The organism is Pseudomonas sp. 3-2 (assembly GCF_019710535.1).
Taxonomy (GTDB): Bacteria; Pseudomonadota; Gammaproteobacteria; order Pseudomonadales; family Pseudomonadaceae; genus Aquipseudomonas; species Aquipseudomonas pharyngis.
In genome coordinates this window covers 5,628,312-5,649,328 of sequence record NZ_CP081200.1, presented here as the reverse complement: position 1 = coordinate 5,649,328, position 21,017 = coordinate 5,628,312, and the positions used below count along the sequence as shown (strand labels likewise).

The following is a 21,017-nucleotide window of genomic DNA, read 5'->3' as shown; positions in this document are numbered from 1 at the left end:
CTCCTGATTCTGTGGATAACTCGATCCCCTGTGGGAGCGGGCTTGCTCGCGAAGGCGTCGTGTCAGGCGACATCATTGTTGAATGACGCACCGCATTCGCGAGCAAGCCCGCTCCCACATTGGATCTTTATGCACTTCTATATAGCGGGCACCGGGCGAAAGGCGCGGTGCCGGTGCAACTCATATACCTTCGAGCATAGCGTCTGCCGGTGCTTCGGAGCGTTGCTTGGCGGTCAGCTGGAAGTACAGGTAGCCAGCGGCCATGAACCCGAGGAACACACAACCGATCAGCGTGTTGAACCAGGCCATCGCCACCAGGCACACCAGCGCCAGAAACAGCGCGATGGCCGGCACCACCGGGTAACCGGGCGCGCGGAAGGTGCGTTCCAGATTCGGCTCGGTTTTGCGCAGTTTGAACAGGCTGAGCATGCTGATGATGTACATCACGATGGCGCCGAACACCGACATGGTGATCATTGCCGCCGTCAGGGTCATGCCTTGCAGATTGACCAGACCGTCGCTGTAGATTGCCGCGATGCCGACCACGCCGCCCGCCAGGATCGCCCGGTGCGGCGTCTGGAAGCGCGAGAGTTTGGCCAGACCTTTGGGCAGATAACCGGCCCTGGCCAGGGCAAAGAACTGTCGCGAGTAGCCGAGGATGATCCCGTGGAAACTCGCCACCAGCCCGAACAGGCCGATCCACACCAGCATGTGCATCCAGGTCGAATTGTTGCCGACTACCGCTTTCATTGCCTGCGGCAGCGGATCGTTGATGTTCGACAGTTGACGCCAGTCGCCGACGCCGCCAGCCATCACCATCACGCCAATGGCCAGGAACACCAGGGTCAGGATGCCGCTGACGTAGGCCCGTGGAATCGTGCGTTTCGGGTCCTTGGCTTCCTCGGCCGCCATGGCCGCGCCTTCGATGGCGAGGAAGAACCAGATCGCGAAGGGAATAGCGGCGAAAATGCCAGGAATCGCGCCCATCGTAAACTCATTGGCGCCTGACCAGCCGTTCAGCACAAAGTTGCTGAAGCTGAAGCCCGGTGCGACCACGCCCATGAACACCAGCAATTCGGCGACAGCGAGCACGGTCACCACCAGCTCGAAGGTCGCGGCGATGCTGACGCCGAGGATGTTCAGGGTCATGAACACAAAATACGCGCCGACCGCCGCAAGTTTGGGATCGAGCCCCGGATATTGCACATTCAGATAGGCGCCGATGGCCATGGCAATGGCCGGCGGGGCGAACACGAATTCGATCAGGGTGGCGATGCCGGCGATCAATCCGCCTTTTTCGCCGAACGCCCGACGGCTGTAGGCAAACGGCCCGCCCGCGTGAGGAATCGCGGTGGTCAGTTCGGTGAAACTGAAGATGAAGCAGGTGTACATGGTCGCGACCATCAGGGCCGTGACCAGGAAACCCAGGGTTCCCGCGGTGCCCCAGCCGTAACTCCAGCCGAAGTATTCGCCGGAAATCACCAGGCCGACGGCAATGCCCCAGAGGTGCAGGGTGCCGAGTGTGGGTTTGAGCTGTGTGGTGGAAGTCATAAGTCCTCTCTGTCTTTTTTATTGTTCGATCTGTTGGACTTTCAGGAGTAGCGGTTGGGTGGGTGGAGGCTGTTCACGCAGCGGCAGTGTTCAGGCAAATCCTGAATGACGGGTACGCAAGGCCCGTGCCAGAGCGGCCAGGCTATGTATGTAGTCATCAAGGACGCCAATCGCGAGCAGGCTCGCTCCCACAGGGGGAACGCGTTGTAAGTGTGGGAGCGAGCCTGCTCGCGATAGCGGTAGAAAGGCTAGGCAAAAACACCTGCCTAGCCCGTGTTTTAGAAGAAGCCCAGCGGATTGATGTCGTAGCTCACCAGCAGGTTTTTGGTCTGCTGGTAGTGGTCGAGCATCATCTTGTGGGTTTCCCGGCCGACGCCGGACTTCTTGTACCCGCCGAACGCGGCGTGCGCCGGGTACAGGTGGTAGCAGTTGGTCCATACACGACCGGCCTTGATGGCGCGGCCCATGCGATAGGCGCGGTTGATGTCGCGGGTCCAGAGGCCGGCGCCGAGGCCGAACTCGGTGTCGTTGGCAATCGCCAGGGCTTCGGCTTCGTCCTTGAAGGTGGTGATACTCACCACCGGGCCGAATATTTCTTCCTGGAACACACGCATCTTGTTGGTGCCCTTGAGCAGCGTCGGCTGGATGTAATACCCGGTCGCCAGGCTGCCCTCGAGTTTTTCCACCTTGCCGCCGGTCAGCAGTTCGGCACCTTCGCCCTTGGCGATTTCCAGGTACGACAGGATCTTGTCGAATTGCTGCTCGGACGCCTGGGCGCCGACCATGGTGTCGGTGTCGAGTGGGTCGCCACGTTTGATCTGGCTGACTTTCTTCATCACCGCTTCCATGAACTGCGGATAGATCGATTCCTGAACCAGTGCACGGGACGGGCAGGTGCAGACTTCGCCCTGGTTGAAAAACGCCAGCACCAGGCCTTCGGCGGCTTTTTCAATGAAGCTTGGCTCGGCCTGCATGATGTCTTCGAAGAAGATGTTCGGCGACTTGCCGCCCAGCTCAACGGTGGACGGAATGATGTTTTCGGCGGCGCATTTCATGATGTGCGAGCCGACCGGGGTCGAGCCGGTGAAGGCGATCTTGGCGATGCGTTTGCTGGTGGCCAGGGCTTCGCCGGCTTCTTTGCCGAACCCTTGGACAACGTTAAGCACGCCCGGCGGCAGCAGGTCACCGATCAGTTCCAGCAGCACGCTGATGCCCAGCGGGGTTTGCTCGGCAGGTTTGAGCACCACGCAGTTGCCAGCGGCCAGGGCCGGGGCGAGTTTCCACGCAGCCATCAGGATCGGGAAGTTCCACGGGATGATCTGGCCGACCACGCCCAATGGTTCATGGATGTGATAGGCGACGGTGTTGCCGTCGATCTCGGCGGCGCTGCCTTCCTGGGCGCGCAGGCAACCGGCGAAATAGCGGAAGTGGTCAGCGGCCAGCGGGATGTCGGCGTTGAGGGTTTCGCGGATGGCTTTGCCGTTGTCCCAGGTTTCGGTGATCGCCAGGGTTTCGAGGTTCTGTTCGATGCGGTCGGCGATTTTCAGCAGGATCAGCGAGCGCGCCTGGGCGGAAGTCGAGCCCCAGGCATCGGCAGCGGCGTGGGCGGCGTCCAGGGCTTTTTCGATGTCTTCGGCCGTGGAGCGCGGGAATTCGGCAATCGGTTGGCCATTTACTGGCGAGGTATTGGTGAAGTACTGACCTTTGACAGGCGCGACGAACTCGCCGCCGATGTAGTTACCGTACTTGCTCTTGAACGAGACTTTGGCGCCTTCAGTACCGGGGTGAGCGTAACGCATGATGTTCTCCTTGGCTGTTGTACTTATCAGAGAGACGCGCATGAGCGCTTGCTATAAGCGTAGAGCAAAGGCCGGGCCACTGCCGTGCAGGTCAGGCAAATCAAGGCCTTGCGTGATTTCTGTCGGACAAGTGGCAAGCATCTGTGACGGTATCGGTACAGCCCGGGTGACAGTTTGTACCGCTTCTGGCACAGCCCGTGACCGGGCGGTCTTGCCAGCATTGCAAAGACCGGTGGGCTGGAGGATGCTGGGCACCACTTCACGCATGGGCCGATGAGCCTCGGGGAGAATAATAAGAAATGCACGACAATCATTTGAGTCGCCATGCCCGGCAGGTTCTCACCGTCACCCAGGGCAAGCCGCACCTGCACGGCCCCGGTGCCGACCCGTCGATTGCCCGTTCGTGGCTGCGTTGTCTTGAGGACTATCACCTCGACCCGGCCCTGACCATGGCGCCGACCGTGCTCGAACACGGTCGAATCCTCGAAAGCCGCGAACGGCTGCAACAGGTGTTGCAGATTGCCGGCAATGAAATGAGCAGCCTGCATCAACAACTCTCCGGCGCCGGCCACGCGGTGCTGCTGACCGACGCGCGCGGGGTGATCCTGAACTGCGTCACCGCTCCCGCTGAACGCAAGATTTTCGAACGCGCCGGCCTGTGGCTGGGTTCCGACTGGAGCGAGGCCTGCGAGGGCACCAACGGCATCGGCACCTGTCTGGTGGAGCGTCAGGCCCTGACGATTCATCAGGACGAACACTTTCGCGGCCGTCACACGGGCTTGACCTGCTCGGCGAGCCCGGTGTTCGACCCGCACGGCGAACTGCTGGCGGTGCTCGACGTTTCCTCGGCCCGGCATGACGTATCGCGCCAGAGCCAGTTCCACACCATGACGCTGGTCAATCTGTCGGCGAAGATGATCGAGAGCTGCTACTTCCTGCGCTGTTTCGATAACCAATGGTTGCTGCGTTTTCATCTCCAGGCCGAGTCCGTCGGGCTGTTCAGCGAAGGGCTGCTGGCGTTTGACGGGGAAGGGCGGATCAGCGCGGTCAATCAGAGCGCATTGAATTTGCTCGGGCACATTCGTGGCGGCTTGCTCGGTAAACCGGTTGAGGCGTTTTTCGATTGTTCGCTGGATGAATTGCTCGGGCGCGCCAGTGCCAATGCCAGCGCCAGTTGGCCGTTGCGCACTCGTGACGGGCGGCATCTGTTTGCGGTGCTGCGCGGCGAAACCCGTCGGCCGCTGCCGGTCGCGCCGGTTCCCACGCCGGTCGAAGCGCCGCGTCTTGCAGGCATTTGTCTCGGTGATGCGGCGTTGCAGGCGGATTTTCGCAAGTCGTTGCGGGTATTCGAGCGTGACGTGCCGCTGCTGATCAACGGTGAAACCGGCTCCGGCAAGGAGGCATTCGCCAAGGCTGTGCACAACGCCAGTCAGCGCGCCGGCAAAGCCTTCGTTGCCCTCAACTGCGCGGCGATTCCCGAAAGCCTGATCGAGAGCGAACTGTTCGGCTATCGCGGCGGCAGTTTCACCGGCGCGCGCAAGGACGGCATGCGCGGAAAGCTGCAGCAGGCCGATGGCGGCACGCTGTTCCTCGATGAAATCGGCGACATGCCGCTGGCTCTGCAAACCCGTTTGCTGCGAGTGCTGGAAGACCGGCAAGTGGTGCCGATCGGTGGCGAGCCGGAAGCGGTCAACGTGCGGATCATCAGCGCCACCCACCGCAATCTGCTGGAGCGGGTTGGCGACGGCGGTTTCCGGGAAGACTTGTACTACCGGCTCAACGGGCTGGAAGTGGCGCTTCCACCGTTGCGCGAGCGCAGTGACAAGTCGCAGCTGCTGGATTTTCTGCTGGCCGAAGAGGCGGGCGGGGAAACGATCCTGATCGAAGAGCCGGCGCGCCAGGCGTTGCTGGGCTTCAACTGGCCGGGCAATGTGCGGCAGATGCGCAATGTGCTGCGTACGCTGGCGGCGTTGTGCGATGAAGGGCGGATCGGACTGGAGGATCTGCCGGCGATGTTTCGGCAGGTGCAGCCACTGTTGGTCAAAACCGATGAAGCGGCGTCCGGACAGCCGCTGGAAGATGCCGAGCGGCTGGCGTTGCTCAGTGCGCTGGAACACACGCGCTGGCACATGACCCACACGGCGCAGCAACTGGGCGTCAGTCGCAATACGCTCTACAGAAAGCTGCGCAAGCACGGGATCGCCCGAACTGCTTGAATCCCCCTCCCGACAAGGTCGGGTGATCAGCTAAAGAGTGCGATTTCCCCCTCCCTGCGCTAACCTGCGGCCATGTTTTACGAGGTCGACTATGCACATTCATATTCTGGGTATCTGCGGGACTTTCATGGGCTCGATGGCGGTTCTGGCCAAAGAGCTGGGCCATCACGTGACCGGCTCCGATGCCAACGTCTATCCGCCGATGAGCACCCAGCTCGAAGCTCAGGGTATTCAGCTGACCCAGGGTTACGACCCGGCGCAGCTTGATCCGGCGCCGGATCTGGTGGTGATCGGCAACGCCATGTCCCGCGGCAACCCGGCGGTGGAATATGTGCTGAACAAAGGCTTGCCATACGTTTCCGGCCCGCAGTGGCTGGCCGACCATGTGCTGCAAGGTCGCTGGGTGCTGGCGGTTGCCGGTACGCACGGCAAGACCACCACCAGCAGCATGCTCGCCTGGGTGCTGGAGCATGCCGGCATGAGCCCGGGTTTCCTGATCGGCGGCGTGCCGCAGAATTTCTCGGTGTCGGCGCGTCTGGGCGGCACGCCGTTCTTCGTGATCGAAGCCGACGAGTACGACAGCGCGTTCTTCGACAAGCGTTCGAAGTTCGTCCACTACCGTCCACGTACGGCGATCCTCAATAACCTTGAGTTCGATCACGCTGACATCTTCCCCGATCTGCCAGCCATCGAGCGGCAGTTCCACCACTTGGTGCGCACCATTCCGAGCGAAGGGCTGGTGATTCACCCGACCACCGAACCGGCCTTGCAGCGTGTGATCGAGATGGGTTGCTGGACCCCGGTGCAAACCACCGGTGCCGGCGGTCAGTGGCAGGTCAAGTTGCTGAAAGACGACGGCTCGGCGTTCGAAGTGATGTTCGAAGGCGTGTCCCAAGGCGTGGTCGAGTGGGAGTTGACCGGTCAGCACAACGTCGCCAACGCCTTGGCCACTCTGGCCGCCGCGCGTCACGTCGGCGTTGTGCCGTCGATGGGCATCGCCGGGTTGAGCGCGTTCAAGAGCGTCAAGCGCCGGATGGAGAAAGTCGCGGAGGTGCGCGGCATCACCATCTACGACGACTTCGCCCACCACCCGACCGCGATTGCCACCACCCTCGACGGCCTGCGCAAGCGCATTGGCGATGCGCCGCTGATCGCGATCATCGAGCCGCGCTCCAACTCGATGAAGCTTGGCGCGCACCGTGACGGTCTGCCGGACAGCGTGGTCGATGCCGATCAGGTGATCTGGTACGCCCCGGCCAACCTCGGCTGGGATCTGGCAGGCACCGCCGCGTTGTGCACCGTGCCGTCGATCGTCAGCGATTCGCTGGAAGGCATCATCGAACGCGTGAAGAGCCAGGCCCAGCCCGGCACCCACGTGGTGATCATGAGCAACGGCGGCTTCGGCGGCCTGCACGGCAAACTCGCCGAGGCGCTGAAATGAACACTCGTTTCGAGAGCAACGGCCCCGAACGCATCACGCTGGCGATGACCGGCGCGTCCGGCGCCCAGTACGGTTTGCGCCTGCTGGATTGCCTGGTGCGCGAGGATCGCGAGGTGCACTTTCTGATCTCCAAGGCCGCGCAACTGGTGATGGCCACCGAGACCGACGTGTCGTTGCCGGCCAAGCCGCAAATGATGCAGGCGTTCCTCACCGAATACACCGGCGCGGCCGCCGGGCAGATCCGCGTGTACGGCAAGGAAGACTGGATGTCGCCAGTGGCCTCGGGCTCCGGCGCTCCGGCGGCCATGGTGGTGGTGCCGTGTTCGACGGGCACCTTGTCGGCCATCGCCACCGGCGCCTGCAACAACCTGATCGAGCGGGCGGCGGACGTGACGTTGAAGGAGCGGCGCCAGTTGATTCTGGTGCCGCGCGAAGCGCCGTATTCGAGCATTCACCTGGAACACATGCTCAAGCTCTCGAACATGGGCGTGACCATCCTGCCAGCGTCGCCGGGTTTCTATCACCAGCCGCAGACCATCGATGACCTGATCGATTTCGTGGTGGCGCGGATTCTCAATCTGCTGGGCATTCCGCAGGACATGCTGCCTCGCTGGGGTGAACATCACCTGAGCAGCGATGAATAAGCTGCTGGCGCTCCTGCTGGCGCTGCAACTGACCGGCTGCGCCACGGCGCGCACGCTCGATGCGGCCAAGCCCGGCGCGCCGGTGGTGTACTCCGGCACGCGGCTGGACTTATACGCCCTGAACGGCGGCTGTTGCGCAAAGGATCGCTTCGGCGCCGAGGCTCCGGGCTATCCCGGAGTCGACCTGCCGGCCAGTGCGTTGCTCGATACCCTGCTTTTACCGTTGTCTTTGCTGACGGTGATCGGCGTAGGCTTTCAGGCGACCGGAGGTTTATGAAAATCATCGGCTCGATTTGGCAAGAGCGAGCCGATTAAGCCTCCTACAGAGTGATTATTTCGGGAGGAAACTCGATGTCGTTGGAGAATATTGCGTTTCCCGTCGGCAACTCGAGGATGCGTTTGCCGGCGTTCGCGACTTCATCGATCAATGCGTCATATTCATTCCGGTTGAGAGCCCCGGCTTTCGTGCGGGCCTGGATGGCGTCGGCGCGGGTCTGATTCGAGCCGGTGGCGTGTGCAAGTGCCTGCAAATGTACATCCTCCACGGTAGCTGCACGGGTCATGGCTGAGTTGACCAGCCAGACCCGTCGCGACGTGAAACCGATGGGTGACGTCGAAACATGGCCCTCCATCCGCATGCTCGGAAACCACGTGCTGTCGCCCGGGGAGCTTTGTTCGAGCCGCGCTGAGTTGTAGGCGCGATTTTCCTGTCCTGGAACGACCTCGATATTGCGGGTATCGAGCAGGTAGCAAAACAGGATGCGCTGAGCGTGGGGCGTCGAAGCGCCGCTACTGGTCTGGTGCGATTCGTTGCCGGTCAGCGGATCCTTGGGTTGCGTGTAGTTCGAGCCTGTTACGTCTTTAACCTCGTTCGCGAAATCCATTGCAGCCTTGAGGCTGAACATTGCGCTTACTGGCGTCTCGGTCGTGACGACTCGGGCCGATACCTTCTGCGGAACCATGACCGCAGGCCTGGCGATGTCGAAGGGTGTCCGCTCATCCGCCTTGAATACCGCCGGGATGTCGGTTCTGTACAGATAATCCTGTCCGTTGCGCTGATAGCCACAGAGTCGCAGTAACTCCTGAAAAAACGGTTTTGTCAGAGTGGCCTTCAGGATACTGGTGCCTTCCCCCCGGTTTCTAAGCCTGATGATTTCGGCGTTCATTTCCGGCAGAAACGGATCGAAAAGTTTTGAATTGGTGACAAGCCGCGTGCGAGCCTGATGCGTCGTCACCCATGCAGGCACGTCATCATTGATGAGGTGTTTGAACTGCCCTGTTGGCGAAATTTCCTTGCTCAGTCGAGCGAATTGCAGAGTTGACAGATTGTAGGGCTGGAAGCGGGCAAGGACCTGTTCCTTTGATTTGAGCGGAGAATCAGGATTGGTCCATAGCCGCAGGTAGTCGATCAACTGTTCACGCCGGGAAGGATAGTCCCGTTGTATGGCCCACTCTGGTTCTTTCATGTGGAGCGCAACATCCCGACGAAAGCGCAGGATGTCTTCCCCTTCGATCCTGTACAGGTTCCAGATATCGACGTCTCGCCAGAAGGGCCGCAGAGCAGTCTCTTTATGCAGTGGATACCCGGTCGGCTTGACGATAGTCAGCGCAATGCCGTCACGGAACGCTACTTGAACGAGCGGGCCGTGACTGTCATCCAGACCGGGCTTGCGCTGCATCTCGACGTAACCATGAAAGTTTGTCTTGCCGAGGTCCCAGGTGTAGTAACTCTGGTCCCCGTACGCTGGCGTGGTGTCTGTTGTCTCGGGCGTTGCGGGAGGCGGCAGGCGTGGTGACGGCGTTTGCGTGGTTGGTGTGTCGTGGTGCTCCGGCGTTTCGGGTCTCGGCAGGCCCGGCAATGGCGTTTGTGTGTCTGGAGTACTGCGGTGCAGCGTGACGGATTCGAGGTGCTCTGCCCACTTGGCGGGCGTGAGCCTTTGGTGCTCCAGAAGGCGGTTGAACATATCTCGGTCCATCTCAGGGCCTAGCCAGCGGCGAAGCTCGTCATACAGGTACGCATTCTCCAGCCTTTGTTCCCGTACCTTGGCCCACTGTGGTTTTCTGCCCGTGCGATCTGCTTCGGTGCGAAAGCGAGTGATCTCTGCGCCCTGCAGACCGTAGAGATCCCAGATGTCGCGGTCTGTCCAGGCAGGCAGCAATTCGGCGGGCTGATCGATACGTGGGGCAGAAGGCTCGACGCTGGTGAACGACCCGTTATCGTCCATGAAGGCATGGTGCATCAGAGGGCCGACGGAGTCGTCCAGCCGCATTTTTCGGTGCATGACCACGTAGCCATGGTGATTGGTGGCGGTGTTGTCCCAAATGTAGTGCCGGGTGTCGATGTGAGCTGTCACAGTGTTCGATTGCGTTCGGGAGGAGCTGCCCGCAAGTGACGCAGGGATCTGCGCCGGGGTGTCATCTGTGTTGTCTGCCGGCCGATGTATCTGCTGTTCTATGGTTTGAGGAGTCTTTTGCGGCTCGCCAACCCGCCAGGTATTGCTGGCGGGGTCGAAGTGCAGGGCAGGGCCAGAGGGTTGCGCTTCCTGTGGAAACATGGCCCGGTAGGTTCCGAGGCTCTCGTCCCAGGCCACCATGACCGTTCCGGTTGTGGTGTACTGCACTTCGGCATAAATACGCCCCCTGTGGACGCGCAATCCTTCGGTGATGACGTCGGGCAAGAGCGTTCGCGTCTGGGGCGGCAACTCGTAGTGGCGGATCGATTCAGTCGAGCGCGGGTCGCTGGATGGGCCTCTTCCACTTTCCCTGACCGAAGGGGACAAGTCATGGATATGTACTGTGGGCAACTGATTGTCCGGCGGCGGCAGTGTCGCCAGTTGTCGGTCGGAGAGGTAGATATCCGGTCCTCCGGGGCGAATCACCACTGGAGGCTCAGAACGCGGAATCGGCAGAGGATGCGGTGTCTCGGGGTGACGGTGAGGTGTGCCGGGTAATTTCGGTGTCGGGTTTTTGGGTCGCATCAAGGAATCCGTTCATTGATTATCTGGCGTTCAGGCTGCCATCCGATAACAGGATGGCAGACGCAGGCATGCCGGGGAGGGCACGTTATCCATGAAAGGAAAGGGGCGAGTGGTAGATAGTTACGACACGATGGTTGATTCGAGTCGGTTCATTTCAGTTGTCGGGTGGTTCAACGCAATATCCTCGGACATTCATTGCAAATGTTTGTGCGGATCTGCGTTGAACCGCTGTGAGCTTATTTGCCGAGTTTTCTCAATTCATCCGACTCGACAATTCGCACGCCATCCTGCTCTTCAAGTGCCAGACGCCACATGGCCCGGGCCAGTTGGCAGGCCTCGATGCCACGGTATTTGCCGGGAATCAGTTTTGAGAGTGGTGCGGCCAGCTGTTCGCCCAGGCGGGGCTCGCTGCGTTCGCCGAGCAACAGCGACGGCCGGCAAATGGTGAGTTGCGGCCAGTTTTGCGCACGCAAGGCGTATTCCATCTCGCCTTTGACCCGGTTGTAGAAAATCGAGGATCGGCGATCGGCGCCCAGGGCACTGATCACAATCAGGTGCCGTGCGCCCATTTCCCGGGCGCGCTTGGCGAAGGCTACGACCATGTCCAGATCCACGGCGCGGAACGCTTCTTCGGAGCCGGCCTGCTTGATGGTGGTACCCAGGCAGCAATAGGCGATGTCGACGCGACCCGCCAACTGCGGCAGGAAGGTCTGTGGGTCGCCGACCGGGTTTTCCAGATGCGGATGTTCGGCCAGTGGCCGGCGTGAGGGGGCCAGGACACGGCTGATCGTCGGCTCGTTGAGCAGACGGTCGAGCAGATGTTCACCGGTCAGACCGGTGGCTCCGGCAAGCAGGACATGCTGAGGCGTCAAGTACATAGTGTCTCTCCCTTGATACTGTTCAGCTTAGTTGCTGTTTGTCGCTCCGTCGTTCAACGCAGCACTTTGCAATGCTTTTCTCGCTTGTTGTTTACGCAGCAGTTGCCAGTGCGCCAGCACGGTTTTCGGCGCCCAGATCTGCGGTTCAGAGGCTTCGAAATTGTCCGCCAGTTCGCGCTCGGCAACGGTAGCCTTGGCCAGTTTGAAGGCTTGCTCCAGGTCGTCGGTCTGGTTCAGTGCCTGGGCAAACAGGGCATCGCCGAAGTAGGTGAAGTTGGCCTCCTCGGAGCAACCGAACGACACGCGGTCGGCGCGTGAGGCGGTCATGATCAGCGTGCGTTCGTCCTTCAGCGCCGGTATGAAACCGCCGGAATAGCACGAGGAGATGACGATGATCTTGTCGCGGTTCTTCAGCGGTGCGAGCACGGCGGCGAGTTCGTCGGCGGGCAGGTCGGCCAGTTCCATTCGCGGCTGATCGAGCACCAGCTCGTGCTCGGCGGTGCCATGGCTGGTCAGATAGATGAAGACCAGATCTTCCGGGCCGCTGCGTTCGGCCAGGGTTTGAGCGGCGCGCCGCAGATTTTCGCGGGTGGCCATCGGCCGGTCGCCGAGGTGGTCGCGGTGGTTGACCAGGCGAATCTGGCCAAAGGCACCGAAACGGCTGGTGAGCATGTTCGCGACGTAATCGGATTCGCGCAGGAACACGCTCTGTTTGCCGTCGCCGCCGAGGGTCAGGGTGTACAGCTCAACGGCCGGGGTTGAGGCCGGTACGTTGGCCAGCGCCTCGTCGAGCAGACGACCCTGGGCCAACAGGCCGAGTTCGAGGGTGTCCGGCAGCAATTTGCCGTCGGCATCGCGCACCCGCTGGCCGTTGATCCAGGTGCCGCTGAGCACGCTGCCATCGGTGAGCACCAGGGTGCCGCGTCCGGAATAACTGTCGCTGTCGAATCCGCCGACGTAGAAACTGCCATCGGACAGGTTCAGGCGGCCCTGACCGCTGAAGCGCCAGTCATTGAAATAACCGATGTAATGGCTGCCGTCGGCGCCGATCAATTCACCCTTGCCGGTCAGCGCGCCTTCCTTGAACTGCCCGAGCCAGACGTCGCCATCGGCGTTCTCGTAGCGGCCCTTGCCGTGCAGTTGATTGTTCTTGAAACCACCGACGTAGATATCGCCATCTGCGCTGTTGAAGGTGCCGTTGCCTTCGAGCTGGCCGTTGACGAAATGGCCGGTGAACTGATTGCCGCTGGCATCGCCGCGCTGGCCTTCGCCATTGGGTTTGCCGTGGGCGAACTGGCCCTGATAGGAGCTGCCGTCGTCCAGCTCCAGGCGACCGAGCCCGGAGTACTGGTCGGCCTTGAATTCGCCGCGATAGGTCATCGCGTTTTCCTTGAGGGTGCCTTCGCCGTCGCGCCGGCCCAGCTTGAAACCGCCTGTGTAGCTGCCGGCGGTGGTGGTCAACGTGCCCTGGCCGTCGAACAGCCCTTGCTGGAAGTTGCCGCGATAGACCTCGCCATTGCTGCCGTGCCATTCGCCCTGGCCATGCCATTGCCCCTTGTCGAACGCCCCGGCGTACCAGCTGCCGTTGGGGTAGTCGACCCGGCCCTGGCCTTGCAGCAAGCCATCGACCAGTTCACCGCGATAGCGGCCGCCGTCGGGCAGGCGCGCATCCGGCGGCAACAACGATTCGCCGTCGCCACACGCGGCCAGCAACAGGGTCAAGGCAAGGGGAGCAAGAGGGGCGAATGAGCGCATAGCGGGATCCGGGCAATTAGGCGACCGAGTATGCCGCAGCTATGTGACCTTATACAGCCGGCAGGGAGGAGCGGATGCGAAACAGCGTGAGCCGCTTCGCATCCAGGCGCTTAAACGAAGCAGAGCGACAGTGGTTCGGCGATGTAGGCCGGTTTGTCCGAGCCTTCGATCTCCAGGGTGGCGGTGGCCTTGAGCAGCCACTGGCCAGGTTTTTTCTCGGTCACTTCACCCAGATCGACCTTGAGCCGGACTTTGGAGTCGACCTTGACCGGCTGGATGAAGCGCACGCTGTCCAGGCCGTAGTTGACCACCATCTTCACGCCTTGCGGCAGAACCAGAATGTCTTCCATCAGTTTGGGGATCAGCGACAGCGACAGGAATCCGTGGGCGATGGTGCTGCCAAATGGCGTTTGCGCGGCTTTGACCGGGTCGACATGGATGAACTGGTAATCCCCGGTGGCTTCGGCGAACAGGTTGATGCGCTCCTGATCGATGGTGAGCCATTCGGAACGTCCGAGTTCCTTGCCGACATAATCTTTGAGCTCTGCAACTGGAACATAGGGCATTGAGACTCTCCTTGGGTTCATCGGTTTTATAGTTTTTCAGGTGGGGGATTTGACCGCCCTGCGAACCACTGTAGATCATCATGGCGATTTGCTCAGGTCAACCGACCATGCTTTTGGCGAATGCCGATCCATAGCGCAGGCGTGCTTATAATGCCCGGCCCGTGCTTGGCGGGATGTCGGACGGAGATGACGGATGTTGCTACGCGGCCTGACCATGCTGGTGCTGTTTCAATTGCTCGGCACGGCCCTCAATCATTTGCTGTTGCCGGTGCTGCCGGGGCCGATCATCGGCCTTTTGCTGTTGCTGGTGTTCCTGATCGTGCGCGGTGAAGTCGGCGAGCCGCTGAACCTCGCCGCCGGCAGCCTGTTGCGTTATCTGCCATTGCTGCTGGTGCCGCCGGCGGTGGGTGTGATGGTCTACGCCACGGCGATTGCCGCGGATTTCTGGGCCATCGTCGGTGCGCTGGTGGTCTCGCTGATTCTGTCGATGGCCTTCGCCGGCGTGCTGATGCAACGGCTGGTCAAGCGTCACGCGCCGCCTTCGGAGGAATCCTGATGCTGTTCGACTGGCAAGGTGCCTGGGCTTCGGTGATTCACCACCCACTCTTTGGCATCGGGATCACCCTGGGGGCTTATCAACTGGTGCTGGCGGCGTTCGAGAAAACCCGCTGGATCTTCCTGCAACCGGTGCTGGTCTCGATGCTGTTGGTGATCGGCGTGCTGGTCGGCTGCGGCCTGACTTACGCCGAGTACCGCAAGAGCACCGAGATCCTCAGTATTCTGCTGGGTCCGGCGACCGTTGCGCTGGCCGTGCCGCTGTATTTGAATCTGCGGCGCATCTGCCAATTGTTCTGGCCGATTTTTACTACGCTGGTGATAGGCGGCGTGGTCGCCACGGGGATGGGCGTGGCACTGGGCTGGTGGTTCGGGGCCGATCACATGATTCTGATGACCATGGCGCCCAAGTCGGTGACCTCGCCGATTGCCATGCTGGTGGCCGAGCAGATCGGCGGTGTCGCGGCACTGGCGGCGGTATTCGTGTTGATCACCGGAGTCATCGGCGCGATCTTCGGCCCGGCGCTGCTGACCCGCCTCGGCGTGCACAGCCCCGAGGCGCGTGGCATGGCGCTGGGCATGACGGCGCATGCGGTCGGCACGTCGGTGGCGTTGCAGGAAAGCGATGAGTGCGGCGCCTTCGCGGCGCTGGCGATGAGTCTGATGGGCGTGGCCACGGCGGTGTTCCTGCCGTTGGCGGTGTCGATGGTGGTGTAAGGAAATGTCTATGAGTCTGCCGCTTTTTCCGCTGAACACGGTGCTGTTTCCCGGCTGCAATCTGGATCTGCAGATCTTCGAGGCACGCTACCTGGACATGATCGGTCGCTGCATGAAACAGGGCGGCGGCTTTGGCGTGGTATGCATCCTCGAAGGCCACGAAGTCGGAGTGGCGCCCGAAGGATTTGCGATGGTCGGGTGCGAAGCGCGGATCACCGATTTCCAGCAACAGGACAACGGCCTACTGGGGATTCGTGTGCAGGGCGGGCGGCGCTTTCATGTTCTGCGCACCGAGGTGCAGCGCGATCAGCTGATCGTCGCGGAGGTCGAGTGGCTGGATGAAGAGCCCGAGCAGCCTCTGCAGGACGAAGACGCTGATCTGGTGGCGCTGCTCAAGGCCCTGGCCGAGCATCCGATGGTCGAAGCGCTGAACATGGGTATCGAAGCGGCGGGGCAGCAGGCGCTGGCGAACCAGTTGGCCTACCTGCTGCCGTTTGCCGAGGAAGACAAGATCGACCTGTTGCAACTCGACGATCCGCAGCAACGCCTGGATGCGATCCAGGCGTTGCTCGACGAGTTGCAGGGTGAACTGTTCGCCTAGGACCGCCTCGGTCACTCAGGCCAGACGATATCGTTGGCGAACCACTTCTTGCCCTTGTCCAGATACACAATGGGGTTGCCTGCTGCCGCCGCATCGTCGATCAACGTGTCATAGACAGACTGGTTGCGGTCGCCGTTGTGCGTTGCGTCCTCTATACGGCTTCGATCGTAATAGGGCGTCAGCTCGGCGATATCGTCGACCTTTGCCGCACGGGTGCGAGTTGAGTCGAGCAACCAGATGCGTTCCGAGGGAATGCCCCTTCTTGAGGCGGAAATCAAGGCTTCGTTTTCGTCTTCCGGGAACCACGCGCCGCGATCTCTGGCGCTCCCATTCAACAAGATGTTCTCTTCACGCAAAACCACTTCCATGTTCCGAGTATCGATGATGTATTCGAAGATGAAGCTTTGGTCGTGTCGGATCGTTTCATAGTTTCGCTCGGAGTCCAGCTCGACATCGGAGGTCTCGGACCATTCGTTGTCGGACTTTCCGGAGTCATTGTCGGACTCACCGGGTTTTTTCCCGGGGTATTGGTTCTTCTGATTGTTGTAACGCAGGTATTCCGGATCCGGCTCGGCCCTGCCGTGGCCCGCGTACTCGTGAACCAGTTCCAGGCCGACCGTAGCGCTGATCGGCTTTTCGCTCGTTGCGCCCCGTTTGTGGTGCATGCGTGGCAGCATCCGGCGATCGTTGTACAGCTCGAACGGTGTGCGCTCATCGGCCCTGAACAGGCCGGGGATGTCGGTCCGGTACAGGCAGCCGCTGCCATTACGCAGGTACCCCAGCTTTGCGAGGAATCCGTCGAGGAATTCGCGGCTGACGCTTTCGCTGAAATCTTCATGATCGCCCAGATGACTGAGCAGTAACTTGCCGTTTCTCAGTGGCAGGAGCAGGGGCTCTATTTCCTGATGCAGTGCGTCGTAGCGTGCAGGGTCGTCCGCGTTCAGTGACCGGCTCTTGTGCTGTGCGACCCATTCCGGAAGCGCTGACGGATGGGCGATGAGGTCGTCGCGCAGTCGGACGTGCTGGAGAGGCGACAGGTTGTACGAGCGCAATTCCATGACCCGTTCGCCGTGATTCATCTGCGGATGCAGCAGTGCGAAATGTGTATCCAGCAATTCGGACGTTGCCGCCTTCAATTGTGCGGGCATCGACGTGATTCGAGGCTGTCTGGTGGGCACCGCCGCTTCTGCGGCACGGTTATCTGCATTCGGCCGTTTGAGTGGATTGCCTATATCGGTCTGGCGAGCAGGGCTCCAGGTTGATTCGTCGATGTTTCTGTAGAGCACAGGTCCCGGTGCGAGCTTTTTGTACAGATCCATCGCCCGATAGGCACTCGGGTTCGGATCGAACTCCACATACACAGTGCCGCTGTCTTTCACATCAACGAACTTGCGTCCGACGACATAACGCAAGCCTTCTTCATTGGCCGGCTGCATGTTGCGCAGCAAGGCGGGGCTCAACAGGTAGTGGCTCAATACGGGTGTCGATTCCCGGGGCAGCTCAGGCAAATCCGAGACTTCGATTCTCGAAGGGCCGGGTATCGTTGCGGGTGGCAGGTGATGGCCCGGGTTTTGATTGCCTGATATGACCGGATCGGAAATTGAATCATGTGAGTGTGGGGCCTGACCCTGTGGCCGGAGCCGGGGAGGTTGTATCGATGGGTTGGCAGACGTGTCGATCCTGGACGGCGTCGGCGTTGAGGGGGCTTTGGGGTGCATGGTGTCATTCCTTGACGATGGACAGTTGTTCGATCGATATCACCCGGGACGGCTCGCTCTCGAGTCTCCAGATGTTGGTGGCGACGTTGTAAAAAATCCTGCCGGGAGCGGCATCGTGCAAGCGCAGGTTCAGGACCTGCAAGTCACTGCGTTCAAGCTCGTCGCGATGCTGGTGATCCTTTGCGTCCTGAACAAGTGCATCAATTGTCGAGTAGGCCCGAGCATCGGCAGCGCAGAGGCCGATCACCTCGAACAGGGCATTGATCCGGTAACGGTTCCCCGATGAGATCGCCACCTCGATGGTTTCCAGTGGCAGTAGTGGATCATTGCTGTCCGGCAGGTGGACGTGAACGCTGCCGATCCTGATCAGGTCGTTCTTGATGCTGAGGTCGCGCCGGGTGATTTTTTCGGGCAGAAGATGCGTATGAATGAGCCACGTGGAGGAGCCGGAAAGTCTGGCCTCAGCGTCGGCGGTGGACAGGCGGATTGAGAGATTGCTGGCAGGAAAAAGCTCATAGCTTGCCGATCTTCCTTCCAGCCAGTAGGTTGCGTTGTGCTCGGTGGCCAGAAAATCGACCCGTTGCGGCGTGTTCTTCAGGGTGCGCTTGCTGACAGACGGTCTGACGAACAGGTATCGACCTGCCCGCTCGCGTAATGAGGCACGACTTTCAATGACCCGGTAGCCCGGGTTCCTTGCATCCTCCAGATAGGTGTTCCGAGGGCAGTCCAGATGGTAAGAAACGCCATCTCGCATCACCAGGGTCAAGGGATGATTCATTGCCCATCCGGCGGCCATGTTGCCGGCGCCCATGTCGCTCTTTCGGTCCCGGCTCCCGATCACGTTTCCATGTAGCGAGAGCCGGGCTCCCGGAGCGAAGGTCAGGGTGAAATAGACATTGTCGTAATCGAGGAATGTGAACGCCTCAGTCTCCGTGATGCTCACGACATAAGTGGCATTGACGCTGGAAATTTCCTGGCTGTCGAAATCGACGTACACGGTGCTGTGCGAAGGAAGGCCATCTTTCGGGGCGAACAGGGCGGCGCGACGGATCTGGCGGGAAACGAAATAGTGGGAGTGTGCTTGAGCCGAAAGTACGTGCGGATGATCGTTGATCTGCACCGGAGACGCCTTGGGTACGCCTGATGTGGGGATTGTGACGCTGACGGGCAGATCGCCGGACTCCGGAATCTCGGTGGGCCAATCCGGCTGCAAGTGAAAACCGTCCTGGGTAATGAACGCCCATTTGTCGTGATGCAGGATGCGCTTGCCATCGATGGTCTGGTAAGCGTTCTCCAGTATCAGTTCGCGCCTGGGCGACCGGAGGTCATCGTCTCGAAGTGACTCGATCACCAGCGCGTTCTCCCGGACGAACCAGCGCTGGATGGCTTCAAGCGATACGCCCAGATAGACCTTGCTCGGCTCCAGACCGTCTTCGGTGATGGAGATCTTGTGGCACATCGGGTCGAGATAATAGGTATCACTGCCGCGACCGCCATCGACTGTGGCATTCAGACCACGTACGGATATCTGATCGTCCCCGGCCCCGGCATCGACGTGATCGTTGCCATTGGCCGCAATGATGTCCGCCTGATCGGAGCCGGTGACCCGATTGGTTGCGCCGGCAAGTGTTTCGACCTTTTCGATGGACTTGAGCGTCGAATGCAGTACCGGTTCAAGTCCCGGGCTCGCGGGGCGCAACGCCAGCCTTCCACGTTTCAGATCGATGTCATAACCGAGGTGGCGGGGTGGGTCTGGAACATGGTCGAGGTGTTTGTGCGTGCCTTGAAGCCACAACAGATCGATTCCGTCGCCCCCCGACAGCTCGCTGACCCTGATCGGATCGTAGGAGAGTGCTTCTGACGCTGTCTGAAACACAAAGGAGTCGTTTCTGTCGCCCCCGCTCAGGGTTTTGCGGCCTGTGGTGTAGCTGAAGAAGTTTGGCTTGTCCTTGGCACCCTGCACCGTGTCATGGCCACCGCCCAGATTCCAGAAAACCCCTTTGGCAGGGTCGCTTTTCGTTATGGAGACGACGGAATCCGAATCCGGTAAACCGTCTCGCGTGTCATACGAGTCGTCCGTGTCTTTGGTGAGGGGCAGGTTTTCGATGGTGTAAGGCGTTTCGCCCTTGTCTTCGTCCCATTGGTAACGATAGAGGCGGGTGGGTTGCAGTGTCACCTCGAATCGACCGTTGACAATGACGTCGACGGTTTCCCTGAATTCATTGGCCAGCCAGTGAAGGCTGCGGGTTTTCAGGGCTTTGGTGTAGTCGGCGGTGGTCTTGGCGATCAGGTAGCGATCCATGAGCGCCTTGTCCTGATCCTGTCCGGTGAACGCAAACCAGCCGGCCCGCCAGCGCTCGTTCACCGTCAGCTCGATGTAATCGTCGATGTCGTCGACGGCTCGCACGGCACCATAGATTCTTGCCCCGACAATCATTATTGCGGCGGCGGCAATGCCCAGCGGACCCGCTGCCTGGAACCCTGTCAATGCCGCGCAGCCAAGTGCCAGGGACAATGCGCCGCTGAACACGCTCAGTCCACCCGTCACGTACAGATCCTGAGCTTCCTTGCCCTGAACCTTGGCGGCATCGTTGAAGGACTTGATCGCGATATAGATATCGAAAGGTAGTGTCAGCACGCTGGCGATCAACCCGGCCCCGCGGCATAGCCACTTGCCCATGGAAGTCCTGCCGAATTGTTCGAAGGCCATGGATCCCTGGCGGATCATTTGTTCCCCGCTCTTGCTCAGGGCGTACTCGACGCCCAGAGAGGTGATTTCCGCGACGCCTCCACCAACATTGATCAGCGCTTCACCTGTGTCGCCCTTCTTGAGGGCATCGATAGCACCGATGTAAGCGCTGTAGAGTCCATACGCCTGCATGCCGACACCCATGCTGGTCATTCCGCGGCTTTTGGCCTTGTCGACCCAGTTCGGCAGGTGCTCGGGCAGCGGGTCTCGACGAATGTCGAGGCGTTGGGTGGCGTTCAGTAAATGGTTGATCTTGTTCATGGCATCAGCGAACTCGCCGGTGGGCATCTCGCGCATGAGCGGTGCCGCATCGGGGGAGCGTTGGGTGACGATTTCGTACAGCAGGGGAGGGATCTGCAGGTTTTCGGGCGAGGGTACGGCTCTCATCCGTTGTTCCATTTGAACGGTGTCGAATTCCAGCGCATCGATGAATGCCTGGTCAGGGTCGGCAAAGTAGGTATTGGCCGCCGATAGGGTTTGCCCATCGATTCGGACGCCCAAGGCCTGAAGCGTCTGGCGACTGACACTGAATTCACCGATACGCAACGGGCCGAACAGGTCGTCCAGGTCTGCGAGCCCCGGCTTTTGGCCCGAGGGCGGGGGGCTGTACTGGATGGGGTGATCCGGTTGGGTGGTCAGGTCGGATATTTTGATTGGCGCTGACGGTCGGTCAGCCCGGGGAGGGTGGATCGGTTGATTCATCAAAGTCATTGCTCTTTTCACAAGTCCGTTTGTGGTGCCGCTGCCGGAATGTGGCATGAGGCACGGACTTGTTCATGAGCTTTTGCTTTGCCAAATGTTTGCCGGCGCTCACCGCCCGGGCATGCGCCGGTAGGCGTTGAGCGCGGG

15 protein-coding genes are annotated in these 21,017 nt (G+C 60.7%); 7 read left to right on the top strand and 8 right to left on the bottom strand.

The window, feature by feature from the left end:
- Positions 1 to 180: 180 nt before the first annotated feature.
- Together eat and K3819_RS25615 are read right to left on the bottom strand one after the other, a co-directional pair.
- Positions 181 to 1,551 carry an ethanolamine permease gene (gene eat, locus K3819_RS25620; protein WP_039771884.1) on the bottom strand — a complete coding sequence of 457 codons (1,371 nt, stop codon included), beginning with the start codon at positions 1,549 to 1,551 and terminating at the stop codon, positions 181 to 183.
- 278 nt (positions 1,552 to 1,829) lie between these two features.
- A complete protein-coding gene (locus K3819_RS25615; RefSeq protein WP_134020938.1) occupies positions 1,830 to 3,350 on the bottom strand; it encodes an aldehyde dehydrogenase family protein in 1,521 nt (506 codons plus the stop codon).
- 299 nt (positions 3,351 to 3,649) lie between these two features.
- On the opposite strand from K3819_RS25615, the gene K3819_RS25610 reads away from it, so the two are divergent.
- From K3819_RS25610 to K3819_RS25595, 4 genes are all read left to right on the top strand, one after another.
- Entirely contained in the window at positions 3,650 to 5,566 is a 1,917-nt protein-coding gene (locus K3819_RS25610; RefSeq protein ID WP_221398175.1) for a sigma-54-dependent Fis family transcriptional regulator, read from the top strand.
- 91 nt (positions 5,567 to 5,657) lie between these two features.
- Entirely contained in the window at positions 5,658 to 7,007 is a 1,350-nt protein-coding gene (gene mpl / locus K3819_RS25605) for a UDP-N-acetylmuramate:L-alanyl-gamma-D-glutamyl-meso-diaminopimelate ligase (RefSeq protein ID WP_007958628.1), read from the top strand.
- Positions 7,004 to 7,651, top strand: a complete 648-nt coding sequence (gene ubiX / locus K3819_RS25600; RefSeq protein WP_039771880.1) for a flavin prenyltransferase UbiX — start codon at positions 7,004 to 7,006, stop codon at positions 7,649 to 7,651. Before mpl ends, ubiX begins: the two co-directional genes overlap by 4 nt.
- Positions 7,644 to 7,928 (top strand): YceK/YidQ family lipoprotein, encoded by a 285-nt coding sequence (locus tag K3819_RS25595; RefSeq protein ID WP_085612540.1) that lies wholly within the window; start codon positions 7,644 to 7,646, stop codon positions 7,926 to 7,928. The genes ubiX and K3819_RS25595 overlap by 8 nt, the downstream gene beginning before the upstream one ends.
- 43 nt (positions 7,929 to 7,971) lie before the next feature.
- Here the strand turns inward: K3819_RS25595 and K3819_RS25590 are convergent, their stop codons facing one another.
- From K3819_RS25590 to K3819_RS25575, 4 genes are all read right to left on the bottom strand, one after another.
- A complete protein-coding gene (locus K3819_RS25590; protein ID WP_221398174.1) occupies positions 7,972 to 10,329 on the bottom strand; it encodes a hypothetical protein in 2,358 nt (785 codons plus the stop codon).
- Between the two features lie 536 nt (positions 10,330 to 10,865).
- On the bottom strand, positions 10,866 to 11,507 hold the full coding sequence (locus K3819_RS25585) for an oxidoreductase (RefSeq protein WP_085612542.1): 642 nt from the start codon (positions 11,505 to 11,507) through the stop codon (positions 10,866 to 10,868).
- Positions 11,508 to 11,534: 27 nt separating this feature from the next.
- Entirely contained in the window at positions 11,535 to 13,262 is a 1,728-nt protein-coding gene (locus K3819_RS25580) for a C13 family peptidase (RefSeq protein WP_221398173.1), read from the bottom strand.
- 110 nt (positions 13,263 to 13,372) lie between these two features.
- Complete coding sequence (locus K3819_RS25575) at positions 13,373 to 13,828, bottom strand: MaoC family dehydratase (protein ID WP_064599685.1); 456 nt, start codon at positions 13,826 to 13,828, stop codon at positions 13,373 to 13,375.
- 193 nt (positions 13,829 to 14,021) lie between these two features.
- Between K3819_RS25575 and K3819_RS25570 the strand changes: the two genes are divergently transcribed.
- Genes K3819_RS25570 through K3819_RS25560 form a run of 3 tightly spaced genes read left to right on the top strand, consistent with a single transcriptional unit; the run spans position 14,022 to position 15,701 of the window.
- Entirely contained in the window at positions 14,022 to 14,384 is a 363-nt protein-coding gene (locus K3819_RS25570) for a CidA/LrgA family protein (RefSeq protein ID WP_085612544.1), read from the top strand.
- The gene (locus tag K3819_RS25565; protein ID WP_221398172.1) at positions 14,384 to 15,100 is read left to right on the top strand and encodes an LrgB family protein; all 717 of its coding nucleotides are present in this window, start codon (positions 14,384 to 14,386) and stop codon (positions 15,098 to 15,100) included. Before K3819_RS25570 ends, K3819_RS25565 begins: the two co-directional genes overlap by 1 nt.
- Before the next feature lie 10 nt (positions 15,101 to 15,110).
- On the top strand, positions 15,111 to 15,701 hold the full coding sequence (locus K3819_RS25560; protein WP_064599681.1) for an LON peptidase substrate-binding domain-containing protein: 591 nt from the start codon (positions 15,111 to 15,113) through the stop codon (positions 15,699 to 15,701).
- Between the two features lie 11 nt (positions 15,702 to 15,712).
- On the opposite strand, the gene K3819_RS25555 is transcribed toward K3819_RS25560, so the two are convergent.
- The gene (locus K3819_RS25555; RefSeq protein ID WP_260328996.1) at positions 15,713 to 17,176 is read right to left on the bottom strand and encodes a hypothetical protein; all 1,464 of its coding nucleotides are present in this window, start codon (positions 17,174 to 17,176) and stop codon (positions 15,713 to 15,715) included.
- A gap of 247 nt (positions 17,177 to 17,423) precedes the next feature.
- Positions 17,424 to 20,870 carry a calcium-binding protein gene (locus K3819_RS25550; RefSeq protein WP_256575391.1) on the bottom strand — a complete coding sequence of 1,149 codons (3,447 nt, stop codon included), beginning with the start codon at positions 20,868 to 20,870 and terminating at the stop codon, positions 17,424 to 17,426.
- Positions 20,871 to 21,017: the final 147 nt, after the last annotated feature.

What these genes read in the sequence shown, in the direction of transcription:
- K3819_RS25595 (WP_085612540.1), top strand. Translation starts at nt 7,644, where the DNA reads ATGAATAAGCTGCTGGCGCTCCTGCTGGCGCTGCAACTGACCGGCTGC.
- K3819_RS25610 (WP_221398175.1), top strand. Translation starts at nt 3,650, where the DNA reads ATGCACGACAATCATTTGAGTCGCCATGCCCGGCAGGTTCTCACCGTC.
- K3819_RS25615 (WP_134020938.1), bottom strand. Translation starts at nt 3,350, where the DNA reads ATGCGTTACGCTCACCCCGGTACTGAAGGCGCCAAAGTCTCGTTCAAG.
- K3819_RS25550 (WP_256575391.1), bottom strand. Translation starts at nt 20,870, where the DNA reads ATGAATCAACCGATCCACCCTCCCCGGGCTGACCGACCGTCAGCGCCA.
- K3819_RS25570 (WP_085612544.1), top strand. Translation starts at nt 14,022, where the DNA reads ATGTTGCTACGCGGCCTGACCATGCTGGTGCTGTTTCAATTGCTCGGC.
- K3819_RS25565 (WP_221398172.1), top strand. Translation starts at nt 14,384, where the DNA reads ATGCTGTTCGACTGGCAAGGTGCCTGGGCTTCGGTGATTCACCACCCA.
- ubiX (WP_039771880.1), top strand. Translation starts at nt 7,004, where the DNA reads ATGAACACTCGTTTCGAGAGCAACGGCCCCGAACGCATCACGCTGGCG.
- K3819_RS25580 (WP_221398173.1), bottom strand. Translation starts at nt 13,262, where the DNA reads ATGCGCTCATTCGCCCCTCTTGCTCCCCTTGCCTTGACCCTGTTGCTG.
- K3819_RS25560 (WP_064599681.1), top strand. Translation starts at nt 15,111, where the DNA reads ATGAGTCTGCCGCTTTTTCCGCTGAACACGGTGCTGTTTCCCGGCTGC.
- K3819_RS25585 (WP_085612542.1), bottom strand. Translation starts at nt 11,507, where the DNA reads ATGTACTTGACGCCTCAGCATGTCCTGCTTGCCGGAGCCACCGGTCTG.
- mpl (WP_007958628.1), top strand. Translation starts at nt 5,658, where the DNA reads ATGCACATTCATATTCTGGGTATCTGCGGGACTTTCATGGGCTCGATG.
- K3819_RS25575 (WP_064599685.1), bottom strand. Translation starts at nt 13,828, where the DNA reads ATGCCCTATGTTCCAGTTGCAGAGCTCAAAGATTATGTCGGCAAGGAA.
- eat (WP_039771884.1), bottom strand. Translation starts at nt 1,551, where the DNA reads ATGACTTCCACCACACAGCTCAAACCCACACTCGGCACCCTGCACCTC.